The following is a 25,929-nucleotide window of genomic DNA, read 5'->3' as shown; positions in this document are numbered from 1 at the left end:
ACCTCGACAGGAAGCCATCCACATGACATCGACATCCCCTCTCGCCGGCACAGTCGCCCTTGTCACCGGCGCCAGCAGCGGCATCGGTGAGGCAACCGCCCGCCGTCTGGCCAAGGAGGGCGCGTCCGTCGCGCTCGTCGCCCGGCGGGCCGACCGGCTCCACATCCTCGCCTCGCAGATCCAGGCAGCGGGCGGCGCCGCCCTGGCCGTCGAGGCCGACATCACCGACCGCGCCCAGGCCGAAGCGGCGGTCCAGACAGTGATCGATCGGCTCGGCCGCCTGGACGTGCTTGTCAACAACGCGGGTCTCATGCTCCTCGGCCCGGTGGTCGGCGCCGACGTCGAAGAGTGGGAGCGCATGCTCGCGATCAACGTGCAAGGCCTGCTCTACATGACCAACGCGGCGCTTCCGCACCTCCTGAAGGCCGCCGAGGACGACCCTCGCCAGGTCGCCGACATCGTCAACATCAGCTCGATCGCCGGCCGTGTGGCCTGGGCGAACTACGGCGTCTACAACCTGACCAAGTTCGGCGTGAACGGCTTCACCGAGTCCCTGCGTCAGGAGGTCACCACAAAGCACGTCCGGGTCGGCGTCCTGGAGCCCGGCGGCGTCGCTACCGAGCTCGGCTCCCACAACAGCGGGGCCATGCGCGACGACATCGACGCCTTCTACGAGAACACCGAGACGCTCGTGCCTCAGGACATCGCCGACGGCATCGCCTACATGGTCACCCGCCCGCGGCACGCGTCCATAGCCGAGCTGTGGGTCATGCCCACCGACCAGGCCTGAGTCATCTGGCCCGGACCACCCGGCGCACCCTGAGGTCCGGGTCGCCGGTGCCGACATCGAGGTGACCTTCGAAGCCGCCGGCACCGACGGCGAGGGCGTCAGGCGCCCTCATACGCCGTTCGCAACCGCTTCTCGAAGGCTCCGAGCACCGGCTGCCCGGGCCGCGCATCGAGGATCGCGAAGGTGACGTGCTCGAACCTCGGCCGCTCGGCCAGGGCCTCGGCGAAGGCAGAAGCGACGTCGGCAGGGTCGTTGCCGAACACTCCGCAGCCCCAGGCGCCGAGGACGATCCGGCGGCTGCCATGGGCGGCGGCCACGTCGAGCACCCGCGCGGCCCGGCGGGCGAGCGTGGCCCTGACCTCGCCCACCGCGGGGGGCTGGTTGCGCTCGATCGCGGACAGGTTCGGCGCCGCCGCCGTCAGGAAGGTGACCGGGTAGGGCTCGGCGAGCAGGACGCCGTCGTCGTCCCGGATGACCGGGACGTCGGGCGAGAGGATGACCCGGTCGCTGTAGAGCAGGGACGTCTCGCGGCGGTGGTGCTCGTAGAACTCGGGCGCGCTGGTCTGGGTGGCGTACAGCGCCGAGCTGCGCGCGATCGCCTCCTCCTGGGCCTGGGCGCCGTTGAGGAACCCGCCGCCCGGGTTGCGGGCCGAGGCGAAGACCAGGCAGGCGGTGCCCGGGCCGAGGCGCCGCGCCGCCGCCAGGCTCGACTCGTCGCGCACCTCGACCGTGGTGGGGCCGGACCAGGCGGCGCCCTCGGACAGCGGTGTGCCGGGGAGGATCAGGCGCGTCCCGGCGGCGGCGGCGGCGACCTGGTCGGCGATGTCGACACGCCGCTCACCTGCGCTGTAGCTTCCGGCGCGGACGGCGTCCATGGTCTCGGCCGCGAGGGCGCGAAACCGGTCCCGGCTCCTGTTCGACGAGGTCACAGCCCGCAATACTGGTCGCCGGAAACGCGGCCGGTCAATCAACGTGCGAGCTGACCGCCGGACCGTTGTGCTTTCCGTCCGAAATCGCACCCCCTCATCACCCTGACATGATGACCGCATGGCATGGTGGCGCAGGAAGCCCAAGGAAACGGACGACGTCCGCCCGCCCAGCGACGGGGAGATGGCGGAGCTCATGCGCCGCCTCGCGGACGAGTTCGTCCAGAGCTCTCGTGCCTCCGACCTCTTCGACTACACGGTCGAGTCGATCACAGCACTCGAGGTTCTGATCCAGAGCCTGCTGGAGTCGGCATCGCCGGCCGATCTCGACAAGGGTTTCAGTCTCGGCATGGGCGCGTACGTCGGCGAGGTGGTCGTGCGGAACGGCGCCGGCGCGCACTGGTCCTACGACGCGGACCAGCGCACCGCGCTGGTGCAGAGCGCCCAGTACGGCGCGTACCCCGTCTTCAAGGTCTCCAAGCGGTTCACGATCGGTCCGGAGCACTCCCTGATGCAGTTCGTGCAGGCGGCGATCGACGACGAGATGCCGCCCGAGGCCCGCCAGGTCCCCTGAGCCTCCCGCTCCAAACCTCCTACCCCCAAGGTGTTGACACCCCGCCCGGCCCGCCCCTAATGTCCTCGCTCATACGTAAGAGCAACCCTCCGCACCGTCGCGAGTCGCTGCTCATACGTATGAGCAGAGAATGCGCAGCGTATGCGCGGTGATCCACCTCGACGAAGCGGAAGGGATCTGGCATGGGACACGCACGATCGTTCGGGCGGCGCGTTTCAGCGCTGGTCGTCTCACTCGTCCTGCTCACCTCGGCCTGTGCGGGCGGCTCGTCGTCCGGCGACGGGACCGCGGGCGGGCGTGACGACACGATGATCTACGGCAAGACGGACGGCGGCACCACGTTCGTCCACAACTACAACGTGGTGGGCCCCGCCGTCGACAAGGCGCCCAACATGGAGCTGGTCTACGAGCCGCTCATGCGCGTCGACTACAGCAACGGCGCCGTGGTCGAGCCGTGGCTCGCGGAGAGCTGGGAGTTCGACGACGCCGGCACCACGCTCACGGTGCACCTGCGCGACGGCGTCACGTTCTCGGACGGCGAGCCCTTCACGGCCGACGACGCCGTCTTCTCGCTGAACCTGCCGATCGAGCAGCCGGAGTTCTCGATCGCGGGCGTCACCTACGAGCGGGCCGAGAAGGTGGACGACCTGACGTTCACGGTCACGTTCGCGGAGCCGTCGTTCGCCACGGTCAAGCAGTTCGCCAACATCCTGCTGCCGATGGTGCCCGAGCACATCTGGCGCGACCAGGACCTCAACACCTGGACCAACCCCGAGCCCGTCGGCACCGGGCCGTTCACCCTCGCGGAGTTCAAGCCCCAGCAGGTCACGCTCACCGCGCGGGACGACTACTGGGGCGGCGAGCTGCCCATGTCCACCTACAAGATCATCCCCACCAGCGCGGACGCCGCCAAGGCGCAGCTCCTGCGCGGGGACATCGACATCGCGCAGGGCTCCTGGGCCAACGGCGAGCAGGAGTACACGGCCAAGGACCCGGAGCACAACCTGTACCAGCTCTACCCGAACGGCGGCGCGATGTCGGCCATGTTCAACGCCGGCCGGCCACCGTTCGACGACGTCCACGTGCGCCGCGCGCTGGCCATGACCATGGACCGCACCGCCATCACCACCACGCTGCAGCGTCCCGGCACCGAGGCGGGACCCACCGGGCTCAACGCCACGGTCTACGCCGACTGGATCAACCCGGAGCTCGCCGAGCCGTGGCCCGTCGACGCAGAGGCCGCCAAGGCCGAGCTGGCCGACGGCGGCTGGACCGTGAAGGACGGCGCCCTGGTCAAGGACGGCGAGAGCTACCAGCCCACCATCCTGTTCAACAACGACTGGGCCTGGGGCAGCTACGCCGACATCCTCATCAACGGCTGGCGCGACACGCTCGGCGTCGAGGTCAAGCCCGCCGGGCAGCCCACCGCCGGCTACTACGACGCGATGAACCTCGGCGACTTCGACATCACCGCGGCATCCACGGGCGGCGCCGGCATCTACGGCGTCTACGGCTTCCTGGACGGCGACTTCGTGGTGCCGGTGGGGGAGAAGGCGACGCTCAACCAGGGCCGCTTCTCGAACCCTGAGGCCGACGAGATCATCGCGGCGATGGAGAGCACCGACGACGAGGCCGAGCTGAAGGAGCTGGGCCTGCGGATGCAGGAGCTCGTCGTGGACGAGGTGCCGTTCAGCCCGCTGTACGACAACTTCTACTTCGTCGAGATCAACGCGACCCGCTGGTCGGGCTGGCCCACGCCGGACAACTTCGACCACATCCCCTTCGTCGGGATGGGGCCGGACCTCATCCTCACGCTGCTCGGCCTCGAGCCGGCGGAGGGCTGACCATGACGACGACGGAGGCGCCCGCCCCGGTGCGCACGGCACCGGGCGGCCCGCCCGCGGCGGTGCGGGCCGTGCGCCGCTGGGGGTTCCTGCTGCGCCGGCTGGGCTTCTACGCCGCGGCCGCCGCCGCAGCGATCGTGCTCAACTTCCTGCTGCCGCGCCTGATGCCGGGGGACCCGTCCTCCGCCATCGTGGAGGAGCTGCAGCGGGTCAGCGGGCAGCAGGTGCCGCCGGAGACCCTGGAGAGCATCCGGGCGATCTTCGGCGACCCCGACCAGAACCTCGGCGAGCAGTTCCTCGCGTACCTGGGGCAGCTCGCCCGGTTCGACCTCGGCGTCTCCGTCGTCAACTTTCCCGTGCCGGTGAGCGAGCTCGTCCTTCAGGCGCTGCCCTGGACGCTGCTGCTGGTCGGCACCACCACCGTGCTCGCGTTCGTGCTCGGCACGGGCCTCGGCGTGATCGCCGGGTGGAAGGCCGGCAGCCGGCTCGACTCGATCCTCACGCCGCTGACGGCGTTCCTGTCGTCCGTGCCGTACTTCTGGGTCGCGCTGCTGGCCCTGTGGGTGTTCGGGTTCGTGCTCGGCTGGTTCCCCCTGTCGGGCGGCTACGACGCCAACCTCGCCGAGGGGTTCAACCTGCCGTTCCTGGCCTCGGTCATGCACTACGGGGCGCTGCCCGCCGCGACCATCGTGTTCTCCGCGTTCGGCGGCTGGCTGCTGGGCATGCGGAACATGACGGTCACGACCGTCCGGGAGGACTACGTGCTGCTCGCCCAGGCCAAGGGCCTCTCCCGCGGCCGCGTCATCCTGCGCTACGCCGCCCGCAACGCCATGCTGCCGAGCTTCACCGGCTTCGCCATGGCGCTCGGCGGCGTGATCGGCGGGGCACTGCTGACCGAGACGGTGTTCAGCTACCCCGGCATCGGCTACCTGCTGTTCGAGTCCCTCAACAAGCGCGACTACCCGATGATGCAGGGGGTCTTTCTCATCGTGACGCTCGCGACCCTGCTCGCCAACCTCCTGGCCGACTCCCTGTACGTGGTGCTCGACCCCCGCATCCGGGAACAGGGGTGAGCGCCATGAGAACGGGACTCCTGAAGGGCTGGAAGGTCCGCGTCGGTCTGTCCGTCATCGGGTTCTTCGTGCTGCTCGCGGTGCTCGGGCCGTGGCTGACGGCGAGCGTGCCCGGCCTCGACCCGCGTGCCAACGACCTGACCGCGATCGGCCTGCCGCCCAGCGCCGAGCACTGGCTCGGCACCACCCAGTTCGGCCAGGACGTGCTGGCGCAGACCATCGAGGGCGCCCGCGGCTCCCTGTTCGTCGGGTTCCTCTCGGCGGTGATCGGCACGGCGCTCGCGATCCTCGTCGGGCTGCCCGCCGGGTACTTCGGCGGCCGCACCGACTCCTGGCTCAACTTCCTGTCCAACCTGTTCATCGTCATGCCGGTGCTGCCGCTCATCCTCATCGTCGCCGGCTACATGCAGGGCACGGGGCTGTGGGTCATCGCGCTCATCATCGGGTTCTTCGGCTGGTCGGGCGGCGCCCGGACCATCCGCGCGCAGGCGATGAGCGTGAGCAACCGCGACTTCGTGCTCGCCATGCGCACCCTCGGCGAACCGCACCACCGGCTCCTGTTCCACGAGGTGCTGCCGCACCTGACCGGCTGGATCGCCGCGATGTTCCTGTCGGGCGTCATCGGCGGCGTCATGGCCGAGGCGGGCCTGGCCTTTCTCGGCATCTCCGACTCCGGCGCGATCAGCTGGGGCACCATGATCCAGGCCGCCCAGCAGCAGAGCGCGGTGCTGCGCGGCATGTGGTGGTGGTTCGTGCCGCCGGGCCTGTGCATCGCCCTGGTCGCGACGGCGGCGACGCTCGTGAACTTCGGCGTCGACGAGCTGGCCAACCCCAAGCTGCGCACGGTGCGGCGCTCCGTGGTGCGCCGCGCACAGCAGACGTCCGTAGGGAGCGATGCCTGATGGTCACCCAGATCATGTCCGACACCGATCACGACGACGCCGGGACCACCGCCGCGCGGGGAGCCGACGGCGACGTCCTGCGCGTCACCGGCCTCACCGTCGAGTACGTGACCGACGGCGACCCCGTGCGCGCCTGCGCCGATGTCACCTTCACCCTGCGCCGCGGCGAGATCCTCGGCGTGGCGGGGGAGTCGGGCTCCGGCAAGTCCACCCTGATCACGGCCCTGACCCGGTTGCAGCGGCCGCCCGCCGTCACCACCGCGGGCAGCATCGTGTTCCAGCCGCGCGACGGCGGGGCCGCCGTCGACCTGGTCACCGCGAGCCCCAGGGCGCTGCGGGCGCTGCGCTGGACCTCCCTGTCCATCGTGCTGCAGAGCGCCATGGACGCCCTCAACCCCGTGATGCGGCTCGGCGCGCAGTTCGCCGACGCGCTGCGCACCCACGACCGGTCCCTGGGCAACGACGCCGCCTGGGCGCGCGCGGCCGAGCTGCTGGCGACCGTGGGCATCTCGGGGGACCGGGCGCGCAGCTACCCGCACGAGCTGTCGGGTGGCATGCGGCAGCGCGCCAGCATCGCGCTCGCGCTCGCGTGCGGTCCGGAGCTGGTCGTGATGGACGAGCCGACGACCGCGGTCGACGTCGTCATGCAGCGGCAGATCCTGGCCCAGGTGCTGCGGCTGCGCCGGACGCTGGGGTTCGCCGTCGTCTTCGTGACGCACGACCTGTCCCTGTTGCTGGAGCTCGCCGACCGCATCGCCATCATGTACGCCGGGCGCATCGTGGAGCTCGGCACCGCGTCGGAGCTCTACGACGACCCGCGCCATCCCTACACCCGCGGGCTGCGCGACTCGTTCCCGCCGCTGCGCGCGCCCCTGCGGCGGCTCACCGGGATCCCGGGCACGCCGCCCGACCTGCGCCGTCCGCCGTCGGGCTGCCCGTTCCACCCGCGGTGCGCGGCCCGGTTCGAGGGGTGCGACACGCACCTGCCGGAGCTGGTCACGAAGGGCGGGCACGCCGTCGCGTGCCGGCTGCACGACCCGACGCAGAGACCGCAGCCGGCACCCGGCACCAGCACAGGAGGAGCCCGATGACCGCGACCACGGTGCCCGCGCCGTCCGCCCCCGGCGCCCCCGCCCCGGACACCCCGGTCCTGGAGGCCGTGGACGTGACCAAGCACTTCGAGGTGCGCTCGGCCGTGGGCGCCCGCTCGGTGGTGCGCGCCGTGGAGGGCGCCACGCTGGCGCTGCACCGCGGCCGCGTGGTCGCCTTGGTGGGGGAGTCCGGCAGCGGCAAGACGACGCTGGCCCGGCTGCTGGCCGGTTTCTACGCCCCGACCAGCGGCGAGATCGCCCTGGAGGGCGTAACCGTCCGGCAGCGGCGCGGGCGGGTGGAGCGTGGCTACCACAAGGACGTGCAGATCGTCTTCCAGGACCCGTTCGGCTCCCTGAACCCGCTGCACCGGGTGCGGCACAACCTGGAGCGGCCCCTCAAGCTGCACCACGGGGTGCGCGGCCGGGCCGAGCTGGACCGGCGGGTGCGCGAGCTGCTGGAGCGCGTGGCCCTGACGCCCACCGAGCAGTTCGTGGACAAGTTTCCGCACGAGCTCTCCGGCGGGCAGCGGCAGCGCGTCGTCATCGCGCGTGCGCTGGCCGTCGAGCCCAAGGTGCTGCTCGGCGACGAGCCCATCTCGATGCTCGACGTGTCGATCCGCCTGGAGATGCTCAACCTGCTCGACCGGCTGCGCACCGAGGACGGGCTCGCGCTGCTCTACATCACGCACGACATCGCCAGCGCCCGCTACCTGTGCGACGACATCGTGGTGATGTACGCCGGGGAGATGGTCGAGGGCGGGCCCAAGGAGCAGGTCATCGCCGACCCGCAGCACCCGTACACGAGGCTGCTGGTGGAGTCCTCGCCCGACCCGGGCCGCGGGGCGCGCGACCGGGCGGCCCTGTTCGACGCCGACGCGGACGGCCTGGGCGAGCCGCCCAGCCTGATCGACCCGCCGTCCGGCTGCCGGTTCCACCCGCGCTGCCCGTTCGCCATGGACGTGTGCCGCACGCAGGCACCGCCGCGCACCGACCTCGGCGACGGCCGCTGGGCCCGCTGCTGGCTGCACCAGAAGACACAGGAGAACGAGTGACCACCACCCCGCGCCGTGCCCGGGCGCCCCGCCAGTCCGACGTCGCGCGGCTGGCCGGCGTCTCGCAGTCCGCCGTGTCCCGCGTGATCGGCGGCGACACGGACGCCGCGCGCATCCCGGAGGCCACCGTCCGGCGCATCCAGGACGCGATCAAGGAGCTGGGCTACGTGCCCAACCCGACGGCGCGCAAGCTGCGCACCGGCCGCAACCGCCTGCTCGGCGTGCACACCTTCGAGGCGGTGTTCCCGCGGGCGCGCGAGGACTTCTACTTCGAGTTCCTGCTCGGCATCGAGGAGCGGGCCGAGGAGATCGACCACGACCTGGTGCTGTTCACCTCCACGGGTGGCAGCGACGGACGGCGCCGCGTCTACCGCGACGGCGTCAACCGCCTCAACGTGGCCGACGGCGCGGTGCTGCTCGGCGTCGCCGCCGACCGCGCCGAGCTGGCCCGCCTCGAGGCCGACGGCTACCCCTTCGTGCACATCGGCCGCCGCGAGGTGCCCGGCACACGCATCACGTGCGTCGTGCCCGACTACGAGTCGGCCGCCGCCGCGATCGTCGACCGGCTGGCCGACCTCGGGCACGAGCGGATCGGCTACCTGCGCGCCGGCATCGAGGAGGAGTCCTACGCCGACCGGCGGCGGGGCTACGAGTCCGCCGTCGCGCGGCGCGGCCTGCGGGACGTCTCGCCGGCGAGCCCTGGCCTGGAGGAGGGACGCCTCGATGCCGCCTGGCTCGACGCGGTCGCCACGGGCGAGGTCACCGCCGTCGTCGCCGACGCCGAATGGCTGGCCCACCCGCTGGCCGACGGCCTGGCGGACCGCGGGCTGACCGTGCCGCGCGATGTCTCCGTCGCCGTGCTGGAGGGCGTCGCGCCCGACGCCCCCGTGCGCTGGGACTGCCTGCAGATCCCGCGCCGCGAGGTGGGCCGCCTCGCCATCGACACGCTCGTCGGCATGCTCGACGAGCCCGGCGAGCCGGTCGCGGACGTGCTCGTGGAGTGCGTCGTCGTCGAGGGAGAGACCGTGGCCGCGCCGCCGGCCGGACCATCAGGAGACACGAGGGGGAGCACCGTATGAGCGCGGGTACGAGCGAGCGCAAGACGGACGTGCTGATCGTGGGCGGCGGGCTGGGCGGCGTGGCCGCCGCACTGACCGCGGCCCGGCTGGGCCGGCGGGTGGTGCTGACCGAGCCCACCGACTGGCTCGGCGGCCAGCTCACCGCGCAGGCCGTGCCCCCGGACGAGCACACGTGGATCGAGGACGGCTACGCCCCGCCCGGCTACGCCGAGCTGCGCCGTCGGGTGCGCGACTACTACCGCCGCAACTACCCCCTGACGCCGCGCGCCGCCGCGGACCCCCTGCTCGACCCCGGCCTCGGCATCGTCAGCCACCTGTGCCACGAGCCGCGCGTCGCGGCCGCCGTGCTGGAGGAGATGATCGCGCCCTGGCGCGCCGGCGGGCAGATCGAGCTGCTGCTGTGTCACGAGCCCACCGCCGCCCACACCTCCGGCGACGAGGTGGACGCCGTCACCCTGCGCGACACCCGCGACGGCCACGAGACCACCGTGCACGCCGACTACGTCGTGGACGCCACCGAGCTCGGCGACCTGCTGGAGCTCGCCGCGGTCGAGCACGTGGTCGGCGCCGAGGGCCGCGACGAGACCGGCGAGCCGCACGCCCCCGCCGTCGCCGACCCCCTCGACCAGCAGGCGATCTCCTGGTGCTTCGCCCTGGAGCACCGGCCCGGCGAGGACCACACCGTGGGTCGGCCTGCCGGCTACGCCCACTGGCGCACCGCCGTGGCCCCCTTCTGGCCCGGCCCGCAGCTCTCCTTCGACGACGTCGTGCCCATCACCCTCGAGCCGCGTACCTCGCGCCTGTTCGAGGCCGACCACGCCCGCAACGCCCACTTCCCGCTGTGGACCTTCCGCCGCGTCCTGGCCCGCGAGAACTTCGCCGGCGGCGCGGTTGGCGACGTCACGATCGTCAACTGGCCCCAGATCGACTACTGGGCGGCGCCCCTGCTCGGCCCCGGCGTCGACGACGCCGCCCGCGCGGCGGCGCTCGCGGGCGCGCGCGAGCTGTCGCTCTCGTTCCTGCACTGGCTCCAGACCGAGGCACCCCGCCCCGACGGCGGTACCGGCTACCCCGGACTGCGCCTGCGCCCCGACGTGACCGGCACGCCGGACGGTCTGGCCAAGACCCCCTACATCCGCGAGGCCCGCCGCATCAAGGCGGAGCTGACCGTCACCGAGCAGCACGTGGGCGTGCAGGCGAGGCCCGACGGCGCGGGCAGCGAGATCTTTCCCGACACCGTGGGCCTGGGCCGCTACCGGATCGACCTGCACCCCAGCACCGCCGGCCGCACCTACGTGGACATCGAGGCGTACCCGTTCCAGGTGCCGCTCGGCGCCCTCGTCCCGGTGCGGGTGGAGAACCTGCTGCCCGCGGGCAAGAACATCGGCACGACGCACATCACCAACGGCTGCTACCGGCTGCACCCCGTGGAGTGGGGCATCGGCGAGGCCGTCGGGGCGCTCGTGGCGTTCTGCCTGGACCGCGGCCTGCCGCCCCGCAAGGTGCGCAGCGACCCCGCGCGGCTGGCCGACTACCAGCGCCTGCTGAGCGACACCCTCGGCATCGCGCTGGCCTGGCCCGACAAGATCCGCACCCACCGTGACTGAACCCTCACCACCCGACGTGTCAGACCTACAGGTCACCCGAGGGATCTGTAGGCCTGACACGCCGCCTGCGCCTACCGAGGGGGTGGTGCTACCCGGCTGACCGGTTCCACCCCCGGAGCTCGACCGCTCGTTCAACGAAGAACGGAGAACCATCGTGCTGCGCACCAACCACCACAGGGGCCGCGCGCCCCAGCCCACCTCACCAGTCCCCGCCGTCGCCCGGCCACCGGCCCGCCCGCCGCGGCGGCACGCGCTCGCCGCCGCGGCGCTCGCGCTCGCCGTGGCCGGTCTCGGCCTGATGGTCCCGGCGGCGGGAGCCGCCGGGGTCGCCCCCGCCGCGGAGCCCACGCCTGCCGCCGAGGCCGCCCCCGCCGCCGTCTCGCGGCTGGGCACCTCGGGCAACAAGATCGTGAACGCCGCCGGCACCCCCGTGCAGCTGCGCGGCGTGTCCGTGCTGGCGCCGCGGCACAACGCCGAGTGCCCGGAGTGCCATCCCAAGCCGATCTCCGACGTGATCGACATGACCGTGTCCGACGGCTGGCAGTCCGACGTCGTGCGCCTGCCCGTCACGGTCTGGGGTTCGCTCAGCGTCGAGGACAACGTGGCCCAGTACGTGGACCCGTACGTGCAGCAGGCCGTGGAGCTGGGCATCTACATCATCGTGGACCTGCACTACGTGTCCGACTACGGCAGCACGGGCGTCCCGCAGTCCACGGTCGCGGAGTTCTGGGACTACGTGGCGCCGCTGTACGCCGACGTGCCGAACGTGATCTACGAGGTCTTCAACGAGCCCGTCGCGCCCGCGAGCTGGGCCACCTGGAAGGCGTACATCCAGCCGGTGGTGGACGACATCCGGGCGGTCGCGCCCGAGACGCTGCTGCTCATGGGCGGCCCGCAGTGGAGCACGTACGTCAACCAGGCGGCGGCCGACCCGATCGTCGGGAACGACATCGCGTACGTCTACCACCTGTACCCCAACCAGGGGGACGCCACGGCCGCGAACCTGGACGCGAAGTTCGGCAACGCCGCCCAGCAGATCCCGGTGATCCTCACGGAGTTCGGCTGGAACCCGCCCGGCGAGTTCTCCGACCCGGTGGTCACCCAGGGCACGACGTCCGGCTGGGGCATCCCGCTGCGTCAGTACCTCGACGCCCGGCCGCACATCAGCTGGACGGCGTGGCTCTTCGACAACTACTGGAAGCCGCAGATGTTCGACCACGACTGGAACCTGCTCGGCGGCGAGCACCAGGGCGCGATGATCAAGGCGTGGCTCGCCGACCAGCCGTACGCGTCCCCGTGCGCGGACCACGCGGCGGTCGGGGCCACGGCGGTCGCGTCGTCGTCCGGGAGCGCCTCCAGCGGCGCGGCGAAGGCCGTGGACGGCGACTGCACCAACGCGGGCCGCTGGCTCTCGGCGGCCGGTGACACCATGCCCACCCTGACGATCACGCTCGACGCGCCGACCGTCGTCGACCAGGTCGACGTGTACAGCGGGTTCATCGGCGGGGGCTCGGTCAACGTGCTGCGCGACTTCACGGTCGAGGTGCACACGTCCGCCGGGTGGCAGCAGGCGGCCGTCTTCGACGACAACACGCTTGGCCTGGTCAGCGCGCCCGGCCCGGCGGCCGCCGTCGACCAGGTGCGGCTCGTGATCACCGACCCGTCCAACTACACCCCGGACGTGGCCCGGGTCTTCGAGGTGGCGGTCCGCGCGGCCTAGCGGAGCGTGTCAGACGTACAGGTCACCCGAGTGACCTGTACGTCTGACACGTCGGCGGAGGGGCCGGCGGTGCCGGCCGCCCCGGTGGTCGTCGGCGACCAGGCGCCGGTCCAGGGCGCTGCGGTTCCAGGACACCTGGCGGACGTCGATGAACGCGCGGATGCACGCGGCACAGCCGTCCAGGTGTCGCTCCAGCCGGTGCCGGCGGTGGGGGAGCAGCCGCCCCGAGAGGTAGTCGTGGATCGAGGCCCGCGTCGAGCGGCACTCGGGGCGCTGCATGCCGTCGCCCGACCACTCGGGCTCGCCCGACAGCCCGGCCAACGCGGTGCGGAGCCTGGCGACGTCGGCCTGGCGCGCACCCGTGTTCCTCACGCGAACTGCCCCCTTAGCGCAGAGTGTCCGGTCTGACTGGCCGGGTAATAGTGCCACTGCCCACCGGGAGTTTCCCAAACGTGCGGGTGATACACGCTGACACGGTCCGGGAGCCGTGTCAGCGTCGTGTCAGCGTCGTGTCCGCGGGTGCCGACAGCATCCTCGGCATGGAGAACATATCCGGCCCCACGGCCTTCGTCGAAGACACGCGAACCAACCGCGTCGTCGAGCTGCTGCTCGCCGAGCGCCACTCCCTGCCCCTGTCGATCGCGCTGCACCTCGTGCCCGGCGTCCTGATCGTCGCCGTCTACCTGCTCGTGGCCCAGCCGCTGGTGCGGGCCATCGACTACCCGTCGTTCCTGGGCTGGGCGATCGCCCTGGTCATCGTGCTCTACCCGCTCCAGTTCGGTCTGCTCTGGCTCGGCCGCCGGCGCACCGGCCGGTACTCGCTCCGGGGCGTCCTGGGTTACCTGGACAAGCCGGTCCCGCGCGGCCGGCTCGTCGCCATGGTCGCCGGCCTCATGGCCTGGTTCATCGTGGTGTCCTCCGTGCTGACCGTCCTCGACACGGCCGTCTTCGAGGCCTTCTTCACGTGGCTCCCGTTCGACGACGTCGGCGCCAGCGCCACCACGTACCTGGAGGGCAACGACCGCACGGTCATGATCATCACGCTGGCCGCGTCCATCCCGTTCACCGGCTTCACGCTGCCGCTCATCGAGGAGTACTGGTTCCGCGGGTTCCTGATGCCGCGCCTGGCCCACCTGGGTGCGTGGGCGCCGGTGCTCAGCACCGTCCTGTTCTCGCTATACCACCTCTGGTCGCCGTGGGTGTTCCTCTCCCGCGTGATCTTCTTCTTCCCCGGCCCCTGGTTCGTCTGGAAGAAGCAGGACCTGCGGCTGTCGATCGGGATGCACGCCGGCACCACCCTGCTCATGGCCACCGGCGGCACCGTCGCGCTGATGCTGGGGGTCATGTGATGCCCACCTCGGCGATCGCGGTCTCGGGACTGCGCAAGACGTTCAAGGACAAGGTGGTGCTCGACGGCATCGACCTCGACGTCCGGGCCGGCACCATCTTCTCGCTGCTCGGCCCGAACGGCGCTGGCAAGACGACGACGGTGAACCTGCTGACCACCCTGACCCGGGCCGACGGCGGCACCGCACGGGTCGCCGGCCACGACCTGGCGACCGAGGCGAAGGCCGTGCGCGCCGCGATCGGCGTGACGGGCCAGTTCGCCGCCGTCGACGAGCTGCTGACCGGGAGCGAGAACCTGCAGCTCATGGTCGACCTCAACGGCCGGGGCGCCGGCGGCAGGTCCGTCGCGGAGCTGCTGGAGCGGTTCGAGCTGACCGAGGCGGCGCACAAGCCGGCGTCGACCTACTCGGGCGGCATGCGCCGCAAGCTCGACCTGGCCATGACCCTGGTCGGCGACCCGGAGATCATCTTCCTGGACGAGCCGACGACGGGCCTGGACCCGCGCAGCCGCCGCACGATGTGGTCGATCATCCGCGACCTGGTGGCCGACGGCGTGACGATCTTCCTCACCACGCAGTACCTGGAGGAGGCCGACCAGCTCGCCGACCGGATCGCCGTCCTGGACCAGGGCCACATCGTGGCCCAGGGCACGGCCGACGAGCTCAAGCGCCAGATCCCCGGCACCCACGTGCGGCTGCGGTTCGCCACCCTCGCGGAGCTCGACGCCGCCGCGCGCGTCCTGGCCGACGGCACGCGGGACGACGAGGCGCTGAGCCTGCGCGTACCCGGCGACGGCGGCACCCGGTCGCTGCGCACCCTGCTGGACCGGCTCGACGAGTACTCCCTGACCGCGGAGGAGCTGTCCGTGCACACCCCCGACCTCGACGACGTCTTCCTCGCCCTCACCGGTCGGACGGCCGAGACGACGGACCGCACCACAGAGACGGAGGCCGCCCGATGAGCGCCACACCCCACGCCGCCGTCATGCTGCGCCGCAACTTCAAGCACATCGCCCGCAACCCGACCGCCGTGTTCAACGCGGTGCTGATGCCGATCATCATCCTGCTGATGTTCGTCTACATGTTCGGCGACGCCTTCGACGTCGGCGTCGACTACATCGACTACGCGACCCCCGGCCTGATCCTGCTGGCCGTCTGCTACGGACTCGGGTCCACGGCCACCGCGGTGAACTCCGACATGACCAAGGGGATCATCAACCGGTTCAAGGTCATGGACGTCTCGCGCAGCGCCGTGCTCACGGGGCATGTCGTGGCCAGCCTGCTCACGAACGTGGTCGCCGTCGCGGCCCTGCTCGGGGTGGCGTTCCTGCTCGGGTTCGGCCCGGCGGCGGGCCCCCTGGACTGGCTGGGCGTGGCCGGCATGGTCGTGCTGCTCGGGTTCGCGACCGGCTGGCTGACCGTCGCGCTCGGCCTGGCGGCGAAGTCGCCCGAGACGGCGGGTCTGGCCTCCGTGCCGCTGGTCATGCTGCCGTTCTTCAGCAGCGCGATCGTCCCGGCCGACACGATGGGCCCCGGGCTGGCGCAGTTCGCGCAGTACCAGCCGTTCACGCCGATCATCGAGACCGTGCGCGGCCTGCTCGCGGGCACGCCGTCGCTCGGCACCGCGCTCGTCGCCGTCGGCTGGTGCGTGGCCATCGCCCTGGTGGGCTACCTGTGGGCGGGGGCCACGTTCACGAAGCGAGCGTGACGGCGGCGAGTGGTTCCCAGCCGGACTCCCGCTCCAGCTCCCGTCCTGCCCGAGCCGCCTCGGCGAACCCGGTGTCGCCGAGGCGGCCGCGCGCCGCGCCCTCGACCCGCGCGATGTCCGGCGTGGCGCGGTAGTCGCGCCGCTCGTGCACCCCGGCGCTCGCCCCGAGCAGGCGCGCGGCCTGCTCGTGCTCCCCGAGCCTCAGCGCCAGGTCCGCGACACCGACGAGCGCGACGGCGACCATCGGCGCGTGCCCGGTCTCCACGGCGGCCCGGCACGCCGCGGCGTGGTGGGTGCGCGCCTCGTCGAGGTCGGGCGAGAGGTAGCCGAGCTGGTCGCGCATGACGGCGCTGACGTGCGCCCCGTCGGACTCCTCACCCCAGATCTCCGCGGCGGTGGCGAGGTGCTCGTGCGCCGCGGCGGCGTCGCCCCGCCACCGTGCGAGCTCTGCCCTGGCGAGCGCCAGCGCGCCCAGGGTGCCCGGCCACGTGACCCGCCGTGCGTGCCGCTCGGCCTCGGCCATGGCGGCCGCGCTCGCCTCCTCGTCACCCAGCAGCCAGTGCAGATGGGCCAGGCGCGAGCGGATCTGGATGACGTCGTCGACGGCGCCGATCTCGGTGACGACCACGGCGGCCTGCTCGTAGTGCTCGCAGGCGGCCGCGAGCTCGCCGCGCGCCGCGAGCTGGTCGGCCAGCTCGGACAGGGCGAACGAGATCCCGAACCGCTCGCCGAGCGCGCGGAACTCGGCGAGCGCGCGCCGGAGGTCCGCCTCGGCCCCGAGCTCGTCCTGGCCGATCATCAGCTTGAGCTTGCCCAGGTGCAGGCGGGCCAGCGCGCGCACCCACGGGTCCTCGTCGTCCAGCACGTCCGTCCAGGCCGCCACGCCCTCCTCCGGGGCCACCAGCAGGCGTTCCAGCGGGACGGTCAGCGGCAGCGCCGGGTGCTGCCGTTCGGCGTCCCGGCTGAAGCGGTAGGCCTTGTGGATCCAGTCGGCGGCCGTGTGCTCGTCGCCCAGGCCGGCGCTCAGGAACACCGAGAGCAGGGCGTACACCCAGGCCCGGACGTCGTCCGCCACGTCGCCGGGCAGCCTGGTGGCGGCCAGCAGCAGGTCCATGCCCTCGGACTTGTGCCCGCTGAGCCACCAGTACCAGCCGGAGCCCGCCGCCAGCCGCATCGCCTCCGCAGCCTCACCCGACGCCAGGGCCCCGCGCATCGCGGCCGTCAGGTTGTCGTGCTCCACGGTGAGCGTGGCGAGCCAGGTGAGCTGCTCGGCGCGGCGCAGGTGTGGCTCGGCGGTCTCGGCGAGCTCGGTGCACCAGGCCAGGTGGGCCCGGCGGGCCAGCTCGGCCTCCCCGGCCTCCGCGAGGCGCCCGGCGGCGTACTCCTTGATGGTGCCGAGCATCCGGTAGCGCGGGGCGTGGGCGTCGCCGTCCGCGACGAGCAGCGACTTCTCGGTCAGCGCGGTGAGCAGGTCGAGCACGTCGTCCTGCGCGACGTCGGCCGCCGGGTCGGTACAGACGCGTTCGGCGGCCTCCAGGCTCGCCCCGCCGCGGAACACCGACAGCCGGCGCAGGACCGTCCGCTCGGCGTCCGTCAGCAGCTCCCAGCTCCAGTCGACCATCGCGCGCAGCGTGCGGTGGCGGGGCAGCGCGGTGCGGCTGCCGCCGGTCAGCAGGCGGAACCGGTCGTCGAGCCGGGCGGCGAGCTGGTCGATCGACATGGTGCGCAGCCGGGCGGCGGCCAGCTCGATGGCCAGGGGCATCCCGTCCAGGGCCCGGCAGACGCGCGCCATGGTCGCCAGCATGGCGGCGTCGGCGTCGGTGCCGGCGGCGGAGGCGAGGTCGGCGCGCACGGCGCCCGCCCGGTCGAGGAGCAGCCGGACGGCGGGCGCGGAGCCGATCTCGTCGTCGCGGGCCGCGGCGCCCGGCAGGGCCAGGGGCAGCACCTGCCAGAGCGCCTCGCCCGGGATGCCGACGGCCTCCCGGCTCGTGGCCAGGATCCGCAGCCGCCGGCACTCGCCGAGCACGCGCTCGGCGAACCGCGCCACGGAGTCGATCACGTGCTCGCAGTTGTCCAGGACCAGCAGGGCCTCACGGTCGCGGACGGCGGCGACGACCCGGTCGGTCGCGTCCAGGGTGGACCCCTCGCCGAGCAGGGCGTCGCGGAGCTCGAGCGCGGTGAGTGCCGCCTGCGCCACGTCGTCGTCGGGCCCGAGCGGGGCCAGCTCGACCAGCCACGCCCCGTCGGGGAGGTCGGCGGCCAGGAGGCCCGCGGTCTCGGTGGCCAGCCGGGTCTTGCCCGCGCCGCCCGGCCCGACCAGCGTGGTCAGCCGGTGGTCCGCGACGAGGCCGCGCACCACGGCGAGGTCGGCGTCCCGGCCCACGAAGCTGGTCAGGGCGGCCCGGACGTTGGTCCGGCGGGTCGCCTCGCGCGGGGCCAGCTCGCCACGCAGCAGGGCGACGTGCAGGGCCGACAGCTCCGGCGAGGGATCCACGCCGAGCGCGTCGGCGAGGGCCTCGCGGGCGCGCTGGTAGACCTGCAGCGCCTCGGCGTCGCGCCCGGTCGCGGCCAGCGCGCGCATCAGCGCGGCGACCAGCCGTTCGCGCACGGGGTGCTCGGCGACCAGGTCGGTCAGCTCCGCGACCACCTCGGCGCCGTGGCCGAGCCCGAGCTCCGCGTCGAACCGGTCCTCCAGGGCCGTCAGGCGGAGCCGGTCGAGCCGGGTGACGGCGGCACCGAGGCTCCCACCACCGAACCCGCTGCCGACCGCACCGTCGATCCCGCCGTCCGTCCCGCCGACGTCCTGCAGCGCCGGGCCCCGCCACAGGGCGAGGGCCTCGCGCAGCAGCCGGACCCTGCCGGCGACGTCGGCGTCGTGCGCGCGGGCGACCAGCCGCTCGAACCGCACAGCGTCGACGCCGTCGGGGTCCACGAGCAGCCGGTAGCCGCTCACCTGACCCTCCAGGGCGCCGTCCGGCAGCACCTTGCGCAGCCGGGAGACCAGGCGCTGGAGCGCGTTCGTCGCGTCGGACGGCGGGGCCTCGCCCCAGATCCAGTCCACGAGCGTGGCCCTGGGCACCACCCGGCCCGGGTTGAGCGCGAGGGCGGCCAGCAGCGCGCGCAGCCGCGTCCCGGGGACGTCGGCGGCGGCGCCGTCGTCCAGAGTGACCTCGAACGGACCGATCATCCTGATCTGCACCGGCAGATCTTGGCACAGGACGGGAGACCGTCGCGGCGACCACGACGCACGCGACGACCGTCCCGGCCAGAAGGGTGACGTGCTGTGCCCGCACCCGTGCCGTGCCCCCCGGCGTGCGAGCATGGCGCCATGACCGCACGCCTCGGCATCATCTGGAACCCCGCCAAGACGACCAGGCAGGCCCTCGACACCGCGCTGGACAAGGCCGTGGCCGCCGAGCGCCTCGCCGACCCGCGGTGGCGCGAGACGGTGCTGTGGTTCGGGACGACCGAGGACGATCCCGGCCAGGGCGCGGCCGAGCGGGCGATCGAGGCGGGGGCCGAGGTGGTCGTGGCCGCGGGCGGGGACGGGACGGTCCGGGCCGTCGCGGAGCACCTCGCGCAGTCGGGCGCCGACGTCGAGCTGGGCATCGTGCCGCTCGGCACCGGCAACCTGCTCGCCCGCAACCTCGGGGTGCCCCTCACCGGCGCGTCCGCGGCCTTCCGCCGGGTGCTGAGCGGCCGCCCGCGCACCATCGACGTGGGCTGGCTCGAGATCGATCTCGACGGCGGCACGCGACGTCACGCGTTCGCGGTCATGGCCGGGTTCGGGCTCGACGCGCACATGATCACCGAGACCGACGACGACCTCAAGGACAAGGTGGGCTGGCTCGCCTACGTCGAGTCCCTGGGACGCGCGCTGTCCGCCAGCGGCACCCTGGACGTCCGGATCACGGCCGACGGCCGGGTGCTGGAGCGCGGCAGCGCCCACACGCTGCTGGTGGGCAACTGCGGCATGCTCCAGGCCGGCATCACCCTCCTGCCCGACGCCGACCCCGGGGACGGCGAGCTGGACCTGCTGGTCCTGAGCGCCGACGGCGCCGCCGGGTGGGTCGACACGCTGCGGAACATGGTCTGGGACAACGGCATTAAGCGTGTCCTCTCGGGCGGGGCCTCGGCCGAGAGCAGCGAGAGCGCGACCCACCGCCGGCTGGAGAACCTGGAGATCGAGCTCAGTGAGCCGCGCGTGTTCGAGATCGACGGCGAGGACCTGGGGGAGTCGACCCGCGCCGCCGTCACCGTCCAGCCGGGTGCGGTCCGGGTGCGCTGACGGGCTCGCTCGCCGGCCCGGCCACGAGGAACGGCCGCAGCAGGCCCGGCACCGCGGCGTCGGCGAGCGCCAGGCCGTCCGGCTCGGCGGCGTCGCGCACCGCGTACGCGCCGGAACCGGCCGCGGTGGTCGCGAGCACGGTGACGAGCCCGGCCCGGCGCTGGAACACCGACTGCCGCACGGTCCAGCCCACGATGCCGCGCCGCTGGAGCGCCACGGTGGCGCGGCGCACGGTGCCGCTGCGCGCGACCAGGTAGCGCTCGGTCAGCGTGTGGCCGAGCGCGCGGTAGGCGTCCAGCGCCAGCACGATCGCCAGCGGCACGAGCACCAGCGCGCTGATCCAGGCGATGTGCAGCAGCACGGGCGTGAGCAGCAGACCGAGCACCACGAGCACGGCCTCGGTCACGAGCACGGTGGCCAGCGCCCGGCGCAGCCGCCGGCCGCGCGCGGCGACCGGGTGCCCGGTGAGCGGCGCCGCCGTCGGCGAGGTGTCCGGCTCGCGCAGCACGTCCGCGGCGACCCGGTCGGCGAGCTCCTTGGGCGCGACGGGCAGCAGGGTCTTGCTGTCGGTCTTGTCCTCCTCGCCCGTGGCCAGCCCGGTCGCGACGGCGTCCACGCGCGCCCCGCCCGCGAGCCGCGCGGTGAGCGGCTCCACGAGCTCGACGCCGCGCAGCCGGGACTCCTCGAGCGTGATCGACCGGGTGGTGAGCAGCCCGCGCCGCACGTGCAGGGTGCCGTCGGCCTGCCGGTCCAGCGTGTGGTTCCACCAGTACTCGACCCACAGCGCGACGGTGGCCACGCCGCCCACGACGAACAGGCCCACGCCCATCAGCACGGCGACGAGCACGGCCGGGGCGAGGCCGAACCACGACCCGATCGTCTCGAACAGCTCCTCCTGCAGGCCGAACCACTCGGACACCTGGATCAGACCGCCGGCGGCCGCCGCGCCCAGCGCCGGGGTGAGGAACGACAGCGGGGCGAACCGGATCCAGCGGCGGTCGAAGCGGGCCAGGGCACCGTCGTCGGCGCCTTCTGCCCCGTCGGCGGGGCGTGCGGCGTGCGCGAGCAGGGTGGCGCGCAGCGCCTCCGCGTCCGTGCGGCGCAGCGGCCAGAGGGTGACCGTCCCCTCGGTCCCGGCCTGCTCGCCCGTACCCACCCGGACGGTGGCCGTGCCGAGCACGCGCAGCACGGGGTCGGCGGTCAGGTCCACCGAGCGGATCCGCTCCCGCCGCAGGGCCAGGCGCTTGCGCACGACGACGCCGGTGCGCACGTGGAACCGTTCCGGGTCCACGCGGTACCGGGTGACGCGCCGCATCCACTCGCCGGCCACGCCGCCCGCGACCACCGCGAGCACCAGCGGGGGCAGCACCCAGGAGAGCGCGAACCCGATCCCGCTGCCCACGGCCAGCCAGTACCCCGTGACGAGGGCCGCGCCCCCGGCGGGGCCGAGCGTGTACACGGCGCCGGCCAGGTAGGCCCGGCGGTCCAGGCGCTCCCAGGTGAGGTCGTCGGGCGCGGGGCTCTCGGGCGTCGGGCCGTCGTCGGCGGCGCTCAGGTCGCGTCCTCGGGTGTGGCCTGGGTGGCGACGGTCAGGCCGGCGGCGAGGTCGGCGGCCGTCTCGGCGTCGAGTCCCTCGATCTTCACGGCTCCCCGGGCGGACGCCGTCGTCACCGTGAGCGTGGCGAGGCCGAAGCGCTGCTCCAGCGGGCCGCGGGCGGTGTCGACGGTCTGGATCCGGGAGAGCGGGGCGACCCGCCACTCCTGGAAGAACCAGCCGGTCCGGGTGTAGACGGCCTCGTCGGTGACCTCCCAGCGGTGGTGGCGGAACCACAGCCGGGGCAGGGCGAGCGCGGCGGCCGCCCCGAGGACGGCGAGGATGCCGGCCGGCAGGAACAGCCAGAAGCGGGCGGGCGGGATCAGCAGGCCCAGCACCACCAGGACGACGACGGGCACCGCCGTCAGCAGGACCCACTGGAGGGCCCACCAGCCCACGGCGCGCGGGTCGACGGCATGTCGTGGGGGACGCAGCCGCAGGGGCGCGTTCGGACTCTCGTCGGTCAGCGGCGACGTCACCCGGTCATGGTCCCAAGGCCCGGGAGCGGCGGCAACAAATTACCTGGCTGCGGCGCGGTCTCCGGCTCGTCGCGGGCTGGTCCTGCGCACCCCGATGAGTCCGGCGGCGACGGACGGTCTCTCCTGCAGCACGGTCCCACGAGGCGCGAGGAGACGGCAGCATGGACATCACGGAAGACCCGGCGGCGACGGAGCTCGACCTGCGGCGTCCGGGCGACGCCGGGTTCGACGAGGCCCGCACGGTGTGGAACGCGATGGTGGACCACCGCCCGGCCCTGGTGGTCCGGTGCCGCACGGCGGACGACGTGGTCGCGGCGCTGGCGCTGGCCCGGCGCGAGGGCCTGGAGGTGGGGGTCCGTTGCGGCGGGCACAGCGTCGTCGGGCACGCGGTGCCGGACGGCGGGCTGATGATCGACCTCACGCCCATGGGCGAGGTCCGCGTCGACCCGGAGCGCCGGCGGGCGTGGGTGCAGGGCGGGGCCCTGCTCGGCGCGCTCGACGCGGCGACCCAGCCGCACGGCCTGGCGACGACGGCCGGGAACGTCTCGCACACCGGCGTCGGCGGGCTCACCCTGGGCGGGGGCATGGGGTGGCTGGCCCGCCAGTACGGCCTGGCCTGCGACAACGTCGTGGCCTTCGAGGTGGTGACGGCGGCCGGCGAGGTGGTGCGGGCCTCGGCGGACGAGCGGTCCGAGCTGTTCTGGGCGCTGCGCGGCGGGGGCGGCAACTTCGGCGTGGTGACCGAGTTCGAGTTCCGGCTGCACCCGACGGGCACGCGCGCACTCGGCGTGGAGCTCGACTTCCCAATCGGCGCGGTCGGGTCAGGGGACGCGTCGTCCGCCGCCTTCCGGTGGCGCGACCTTAGCGCCTACGCCCCGCGGCAGGCCACCTACACCGCGGCCGTGCACGACGGCGTCGCGACGTTCGGCTTCGTCTGGGTGGGCGACCCGGAGGAGGGCCGTACGCACGCGCGGGAGCTCGACGCGCTGGGCACGCCGGCGGCCCGCCGGGCCGAGGAGCTGTCCTACCTGGACCTGCAGACCCGGGAGGACAGCGTCAGGGGGCACGCCGTGCGCCGCTACTGGAAGGGCCACTACTTCCGCGAGCTGCCCGACGCCGCGCTGGAGGCGCTGCTCGCCCACGACCCCGAGGTGCGGGCCGGCCTCCAGGCCTACGGCGGCGCCATCGCGGAGGTGCCCGACGACGAGACCGCGTTCAGCCAGCGCGACGCGCGGTTCGAGTACGTCGTGGCGACCGGCTGGACCGACCCGGCCGAGGACGAGCGGCGGATCGCCGCCGCCCGCACGAACGCGGCCCTGCTGGAGCCGTACGCCAGCGGCGTCTACGTCAACGTCCTGGCCGACGACGGCGCGGCCGGCGTCCGCCGGGCCTACCCGCCGGCGAAGCTGGCGCGGCTCGCGGAGGTCAAGCGCGCGTACGACCCGGAGAACGTGTTCCACCTGAACCAGAACATCCCGCCGGCGCCGGCCTGACCGAAAGGTTCACCCGCGACCGCCTTGTGCGGACGGTCAGGTGTTCTCTAGGTTGCTTCCGTCAGTGCGGACCTGAACCCCAGGTCCGTACCCACCGGGCGGGATCGAGGGGCATCATGTGGTTCGACGTCGAAGGCGTGGCGCACACCGTCCCCCTGCCCGACCCCGGGTGGGCGTTCGAGCCCGGGCTGCTCGCGGCCCTGACCTCGGCGGAGCCGGAGGAGCGGGCGCGGCTGCGGAAGGTGCTCGACGCCCTGCTGGTAGACGCGTACGAGAATCTCGACCCGGACCGGGTCCCCACGGCGCACCTGGTCGAGGACGCGATCCCCGAGGGCAAGGTCGGCGAGGACCGGACCGGCGAGCCCCTGCCGGTCGTGGAGCGGACGAGCGGCGCCCTCCTGGCGGTGCCCTACGAGTTCCGGCTGGACGGTCTGGTCGCCCTCGAGGACCTGCTCGACGAGCTCGACGAGGGCGGACCAGACGTGTACTCGGAGCCGGCCTGAGGTCAGAGCCCCCCGCCCGCCGCGCGGGGTGCCGCCGCCGACTCGCCCGAGTCGCCGATGGTCTCGCGGGCCACGTAGTTCTCCAGGTCGAACAGGTTGTCGCCGGCGCGCTTCGCGACGGTCACGAGGGTGTTCGCTGCCGCGACCTCCTCGACCTGCTCCTCCAGGAACCACAGCAGGAACTGCTCGCCGAGCGCGTCGCCCTCGGCGCGTGCCGCGCGGAAGATCGCCTCGATCTGGTTGGTGACCTGCTGCTCCTGGTCGAGCGCGAGCTGCAGCGGCTCCAGCACGTTCGCGAAGTCGTTGCGCACCTCGGGGGTGCCCGGGATGCGCACGGGCAGCGAACGGTCGAGGTGGTACTGCACGATCATCATGCCGTGGTTGCGCTCCTCGAGCGCCTGCCGGTAGAAGTGCGCGGCGAGCTGCGGCAGGTCGTGGCTGTCGAACCACACCGCGATCGCCACGTACTGCAGGTGCGCCGCGAACTCGTGGCCCACCTGCTCGCCCAGCAGTCGCAGGTACTCGGAGTTCGGATCGGTCGTCGTCATGGGGACAACGCTAGGTCAGGGGGCGGGCTGGTGCAGGTGTGCCGGGGCGACGTCGAGCCTCTGGGTCAGGGCCTGGCACAGCACGGTCATGCTCACACGTCTCGTTCCTGTCACGCTCCGGTCCCGCGCCGGGTTCGCCCTTGCCTCACCGGGACAGACACGGCAGAGTCTGGTGTGACGCACCTCACGACGGGGTGAGGCGCGTCGCCAAGGAGGTGTCCCATGACGACCACCGAGTTCGCGACGCTGCGCCGTTCGATCGAGCAGCTGCGTCGTAGCGTCGCCGACGTGCGCGGCGCCTTCGGCGACGCACCCGAGGTGCGCCGGCTGGTGAACGACCTGGAGCGGCTGGAGATCGACGCGGGCGAGCTCGCCGCGGTGCACCCCGCGCGAGGCGTCCCGGACCTGGTTCCCGAGCACGTCGTCGTGCCCGACACCCCGCTGGACGAGTCGATGTTCAGCGATGCCGACGACGAGGGGCTCGGCGGCTACCACGGCGACCGGTCGTGACGGCGCGCGGGGTCGACGCCCCCGGGCGCGCCGCCGTCGGGGCCCGCACGCTGCGCACGGACCGGTGGTGGCTCGCCCCGGCGGCGACGGCGGCCGGCCTCCTGGTCTTCGTCGTCTACGGCGGCGTGCGGGCCTTCCAGCAGCAGTACTTCTTCGCGGACGAGCGCTACCTGACGCCGTTCTACTCGCCGTGCGTCTCGCTCGGGTGCGCGTCGGAACCGGGGTCCTCGCACTTCGGCATGTTCCTGCCGGACCACCCGCTGATCCCGTACGCGGCCCTCAGCCTGCCGTTCCTGCTGGGCTTCCGGCTGACCTGCTACTACTACCGCAAGGCGTACTACCGGTCGTTCTGGCTGGCGCCGGCGGCGTGCGCGGTGCCCGAGCCGCACGCGCGGCAGACGGGCGAGACCCGCTTCCCGCTGGTCCTGCAGAACGTGCACCGCTACTTCTTCTACGTCGCAGTGCTGGTCTCGCTGGTGAACACGTACGACGCGCTGGTCGCGTTCCGGCATCCCGACGACGGGTTCGTCGTGGGCGTCGGCAACCTGGTGCTGCTGGCCAACGTCGCCCTGCTGTGGTGCTACACGGTGTCCTGCCACTCGTGCCGGCACGTGATGGGCGGCCGTCTCACGCACTTCTCGAAGCACCCGGTCCGCTACTGGTTCTGGACCCGGATCTCCGCGCTCAACACGCGGCACATGTTCTTCGCCTGGATCACGCTCGCCTCGCTGATCCTCACGGACCTGTACGTGATGCTCGTCGCGCGCGGGACGATCACGGACCTTCGGCTCATCGGATAGCC

At 73.1% G+C, this 25,929-nt stretch carries 24 protein-coding genes; 18 read left to right on the top strand and 6 right to left on the bottom strand.

What is annotated here, in order from left to right; all coding sequences use genetic code 11:
• Positions 1 to 22 precede the first annotated feature (22 nt).
• Complete coding sequence (locus tag QRN56_RS20560) at positions 23 to 790, top strand: SDR family NAD(P)-dependent oxidoreductase (protein ID WP_285106350.1); 768 nt, start codon at positions 23 to 25, stop codon at positions 788 to 790.
• A gap of 98 nt (positions 791 to 888) precedes the next feature.
• On the opposite strand, the gene QRN56_RS20555 is transcribed toward QRN56_RS20560, so the two are convergent.
• On the bottom strand, positions 889 to 1,719 hold the full coding sequence (locus tag QRN56_RS20555; RefSeq protein WP_285106348.1) for a TIGR02452 family protein: 831 nt from the start codon (positions 1,717 to 1,719) through the stop codon (positions 889 to 891).
• A 118-nt stretch (positions 1,720 to 1,837) separates the two neighbouring features.
• Between QRN56_RS20555 and QRN56_RS20550 the strand changes: the two genes are divergently transcribed.
• The 9 genes from QRN56_RS20550 to QRN56_RS20510 all read left to right on the top strand — a co-directional run bounded on the left by QRN56_RS20550 (position 1,838) and on the right by QRN56_RS20510 (position 12,658).
• The gene (locus QRN56_RS20550) at positions 1,838 to 2,290 is read left to right on the top strand and encodes a hypothetical protein (RefSeq protein ID WP_285106346.1); all 453 of its coding nucleotides are present in this window, start codon (positions 1,838 to 1,840) and stop codon (positions 2,288 to 2,290) included.
• 182 nt (positions 2,291 to 2,472) lie between these two features.
• Positions 2,473 to 4,134 (top strand): ABC transporter substrate-binding protein, encoded by a 1,662-nt coding sequence (locus tag QRN56_RS20545; RefSeq protein WP_285106344.1) that lies wholly within the window; start codon positions 2,473 to 2,475, stop codon positions 4,132 to 4,134.
• A 2-nt stretch (positions 4,135 to 4,136) separates the two neighbouring features.
• On the top strand, positions 4,137 to 5,207 hold the full coding sequence (locus QRN56_RS20540; RefSeq protein WP_285106342.1) for an ABC transporter permease: 1,071 nt from the start codon (positions 4,137 to 4,139) through the stop codon (positions 5,205 to 5,207).
• Between the two features lie 5 nt (positions 5,208 to 5,212).
• Complete coding sequence (locus tag QRN56_RS20535; protein WP_285106340.1) at positions 5,213 to 6,109, top strand: ABC transporter permease; 897 nt, start codon at positions 5,213 to 5,215, stop codon at positions 6,107 to 6,109.
• Positions 6,109 to 7,200 carry an ABC transporter ATP-binding protein gene (locus QRN56_RS20530; protein ID WP_285106338.1) on the top strand — a complete coding sequence of 364 codons (1,092 nt, stop codon included), beginning with the start codon at positions 6,109 to 6,111 and terminating at the stop codon, positions 7,198 to 7,200. The genes QRN56_RS20535 and QRN56_RS20530 overlap by 1 nt, the downstream gene beginning before the upstream one ends.
• A complete protein-coding gene (locus tag QRN56_RS20525) occupies positions 7,197 to 8,252 on the top strand; it encodes an ABC transporter ATP-binding protein (protein ID WP_285106336.1) in 1,056 nt (351 codons plus the stop codon). Before QRN56_RS20530 ends, QRN56_RS20525 begins: the two co-directional genes overlap by 4 nt.
• Entirely contained in the window at positions 8,249 to 9,331 is a 1,083-nt protein-coding gene (locus QRN56_RS20520) for a LacI family DNA-binding transcriptional regulator (protein WP_285106334.1), read from the top strand. Before QRN56_RS20525 ends, QRN56_RS20520 begins: the two co-directional genes overlap by 4 nt.
• Positions 9,328 to 10,938: an FAD-dependent oxidoreductase gene (locus QRN56_RS20515; RefSeq protein WP_285106332.1), complete on the top strand. Its 1,611-nt coding sequence runs from the start codon at positions 9,328 to 9,330 to the stop codon at positions 10,936 to 10,938. The genes QRN56_RS20520 and QRN56_RS20515 overlap by 4 nt, the downstream gene beginning before the upstream one ends.
• A gap of 154 nt (positions 10,939 to 11,092) precedes the next feature.
• On the top strand, positions 11,093 to 12,658 hold the full coding sequence (locus QRN56_RS20510; protein WP_285106331.1) for a glycoside hydrolase family 5 protein: 1,566 nt from the start codon (positions 11,093 to 11,095) through the stop codon (positions 12,656 to 12,658).
• A gap of 9 nt (positions 12,659 to 12,667) precedes the next feature.
• Here the strand turns inward: QRN56_RS20510 and QRN56_RS20505 are convergent, their stop codons facing one another.
• Positions 12,668 to 13,030, bottom strand: a complete 363-nt coding sequence (locus tag QRN56_RS20505) for a zf-HC2 domain-containing protein (protein WP_285106329.1) — start codon at positions 13,028 to 13,030, stop codon at positions 12,668 to 12,670.
• 167 nt (positions 13,031 to 13,197) lie between these two features.
• Between QRN56_RS20505 and QRN56_RS20500 the strand changes: the two genes are divergently transcribed.
• Genes QRN56_RS20500 through QRN56_RS20490 form a run of 3 tightly spaced genes read left to right on the top strand, consistent with a single transcriptional unit; the run spans position 13,198 to position 15,712 of the window.
• On the top strand, positions 13,198 to 14,007 hold the full coding sequence (locus QRN56_RS20500) for a CPBP family intramembrane glutamic endopeptidase (protein WP_285106328.1): 810 nt from the start codon (positions 13,198 to 13,200) through the stop codon (positions 14,005 to 14,007).
• Positions 14,007 to 14,966 (top strand): ATP-binding cassette domain-containing protein, encoded by a 960-nt coding sequence (locus QRN56_RS20495; RefSeq protein ID WP_285106326.1) that lies wholly within the window; start codon positions 14,007 to 14,009, stop codon positions 14,964 to 14,966. The genes QRN56_RS20500 and QRN56_RS20495 overlap by 1 nt, the downstream gene beginning before the upstream one ends.
• A complete protein-coding gene (locus QRN56_RS20490; protein WP_285106324.1) occupies positions 14,963 to 15,712 on the top strand; it encodes an ABC transporter permease in 750 nt (249 codons plus the stop codon). Before QRN56_RS20495 ends, QRN56_RS20490 begins: the two co-directional genes overlap by 4 nt.
• Here QRN56_RS20490 and QRN56_RS20485 read toward each other — a convergent pair.
• The gene (locus QRN56_RS20485; RefSeq protein WP_285106322.1) at positions 15,696 to 18,911 is read right to left on the bottom strand and encodes an ATP-binding protein; all 3,216 of its coding nucleotides are present in this window, start codon (positions 18,909 to 18,911) and stop codon (positions 15,696 to 15,698) included. The genes QRN56_RS20490 and QRN56_RS20485 overlap by 17 nt on opposite strands.
• 129 nt (positions 18,912 to 19,040) lie before the next feature.
• Between QRN56_RS20485 and QRN56_RS20480 the strand changes: the two genes are divergently transcribed.
• Complete coding sequence (locus QRN56_RS20480; RefSeq protein ID WP_285106321.1) at positions 19,041 to 20,000, top strand: diacylglycerol/lipid kinase family protein; 960 nt, start codon at positions 19,041 to 19,043, stop codon at positions 19,998 to 20,000.
• Here QRN56_RS20480 and QRN56_RS20475 read toward each other — a convergent pair.
• A complete protein-coding gene (locus tag QRN56_RS20475) occupies positions 19,966 to 21,459 on the bottom strand; it encodes a PH domain-containing protein (protein ID WP_285106319.1) in 1,494 nt (497 codons plus the stop codon). The genes QRN56_RS20480 and QRN56_RS20475 overlap by 35 nt on opposite strands.
• Positions 21,460 to 21,551: 92 nt before the next feature.
• On the bottom strand, positions 21,552 to 22,073 hold the full coding sequence (locus QRN56_RS20470; RefSeq protein ID WP_285106317.1) for a PH domain-containing protein: 522 nt from the start codon (positions 22,071 to 22,073) through the stop codon (positions 21,552 to 21,554).
• Between the two features lie 161 nt (positions 22,074 to 22,234).
• On the opposite strand from QRN56_RS20470, the gene QRN56_RS20465 reads away from it, so the two are divergent.
• Together QRN56_RS20465 and QRN56_RS20460 are read left to right on the top strand one after the other, a co-directional pair.
• Positions 22,235 to 23,566 (top strand): FAD-binding oxidoreductase, encoded by a 1,332-nt coding sequence (locus QRN56_RS20465; protein ID WP_285106315.1) that lies wholly within the window; start codon positions 22,235 to 22,237, stop codon positions 23,564 to 23,566.
• A gap of 116 nt (positions 23,567 to 23,682) precedes the next feature.
• Positions 23,683 to 24,069, top strand: a complete 387-nt coding sequence (locus QRN56_RS20460) for a hypothetical protein (RefSeq protein WP_285106313.1) — start codon at positions 23,683 to 23,685, stop codon at positions 24,067 to 24,069.
• Between the two features lie 2 nt (positions 24,070 to 24,071).
• Here the strand turns inward: QRN56_RS20460 and QRN56_RS20455 are convergent, their stop codons facing one another.
• Positions 24,072 to 24,617 (bottom strand): ferritin, encoded by a 546-nt coding sequence (locus QRN56_RS20455; RefSeq protein WP_285106311.1) that lies wholly within the window; start codon positions 24,615 to 24,617, stop codon positions 24,072 to 24,074.
• Between the two features lie 222 nt (positions 24,618 to 24,839).
• Between QRN56_RS20455 and QRN56_RS20450 the strand changes: the two genes are divergently transcribed.
• Both QRN56_RS20450 and sdhC read left to right on the top strand, forming a co-directional pair.
• Positions 24,840 to 25,127 carry an Rv0250c family protein gene (locus QRN56_RS20450; protein WP_285106309.1) on the top strand — a complete coding sequence of 96 codons (288 nt, stop codon included), beginning with the start codon at positions 24,840 to 24,842 and terminating at the stop codon, positions 25,125 to 25,127.
• The gene (gene sdhC, locus QRN56_RS20445) at positions 25,124 to 25,927 is read left to right on the top strand and encodes a succinate dehydrogenase subunit SdhC (RefSeq protein ID WP_285106307.1); all 804 of its coding nucleotides are present in this window, start codon (positions 25,124 to 25,126) and stop codon (positions 25,925 to 25,927) included. The genes QRN56_RS20450 and sdhC overlap by 4 nt, the downstream gene beginning before the upstream one ends.
• Positions 25,928 to 25,929: the final 2 nt, after the last annotated feature.

The sequence above is a fragment of the Promicromonospora sp. MEB111 genome, from assembly GCF_030209445.1.
GTDB lineage: Bacteria > Actinomycetota > Actinomycetes > Actinomycetales > Cellulomonadaceae > Promicromonospora.
This window is presented reverse-complemented; position numbering and strand designations above follow the sequence as displayed.

What these genes read in the sequence shown, in the direction of transcription:
- QRN56_RS20455 (WP_285106311.1), bottom strand. Translation starts at nt 24,617, where the DNA reads ATGACGACGACCGATCCGAACTCCGAGTACCTGCGACTGCTGGGCGAG.
- QRN56_RS20525 (WP_285106336.1), top strand. Translation starts at nt 7,197, where the DNA reads ATGACCGCGACCACGGTGCCCGCGCCGTCCGCCCCCGGCGCCCCCGCC.
- QRN56_RS20480 (WP_285106321.1), top strand. Translation starts at nt 19,041, where the DNA reads ATGACCGCACGCCTCGGCATCATCTGGAACCCCGCCAAGACGACCAGG.
- QRN56_RS20465 (WP_285106315.1), top strand. Translation starts at nt 22,235, where the DNA reads ATGGACATCACGGAAGACCCGGCGGCGACGGAGCTCGACCTGCGGCGT.
- QRN56_RS20495 (WP_285106326.1), top strand. Translation starts at nt 14,007, where the DNA reads ATGCCCACCTCGGCGATCGCGGTCTCGGGACTGCGCAAGACGTTCAAG.
- QRN56_RS20550 (WP_285106346.1), top strand. Translation starts at nt 1,838, where the DNA reads ATGGCATGGTGGCGCAGGAAGCCCAAGGAAACGGACGACGTCCGCCCG.
- QRN56_RS20460 (WP_285106313.1), top strand. Translation starts at nt 23,683, where the DNA reads ATGTGGTTCGACGTCGAAGGCGTGGCGCACACCGTCCCCCTGCCCGAC.
- QRN56_RS20490 (WP_285106324.1), top strand. Translation starts at nt 14,963, where the DNA reads ATGAGCGCCACACCCCACGCCGCCGTCATGCTGCGCCGCAACTTCAAG.
- QRN56_RS20450 (WP_285106309.1), top strand. Translation starts at nt 24,840, where the DNA reads ATGACGACCACCGAGTTCGCGACGCTGCGCCGTTCGATCGAGCAGCTG.
- QRN56_RS20545 (WP_285106344.1), top strand. Translation starts at nt 2,473, where the DNA reads ATGGGACACGCACGATCGTTCGGGCGGCGCGTTTCAGCGCTGGTCGTC.
- QRN56_RS20500 (WP_285106328.1), top strand. Translation starts at nt 13,198, where the DNA reads ATGGAGAACATATCCGGCCCCACGGCCTTCGTCGAAGACACGCGAACC.
- QRN56_RS20560 (WP_285106350.1), top strand. Translation starts at nt 23, where the DNA reads ATGACATCGACATCCCCTCTCGCCGGCACAGTCGCCCTTGTCACCGGC.
- QRN56_RS20540 (WP_285106342.1), top strand. Translation starts at nt 4,137, where the DNA reads ATGACGACGACGGAGGCGCCCGCCCCGGTGCGCACGGCACCGGGCGGC.
- QRN56_RS20515 (WP_285106332.1), top strand. Translation starts at nt 9,328, where the DNA reads ATGAGCGCGGGTACGAGCGAGCGCAAGACGGACGTGCTGATCGTGGGC.
- QRN56_RS20535 (WP_285106340.1), top strand. Translation starts at nt 5,213, where the DNA reads ATGAGAACGGGACTCCTGAAGGGCTGGAAGGTCCGCGTCGGTCTGTCC.
- QRN56_RS20530 (WP_285106338.1), top strand. Translation starts at nt 6,109, where the DNA reads ATGGTCACCCAGATCATGTCCGACACCGATCACGACGACGCCGGGACC.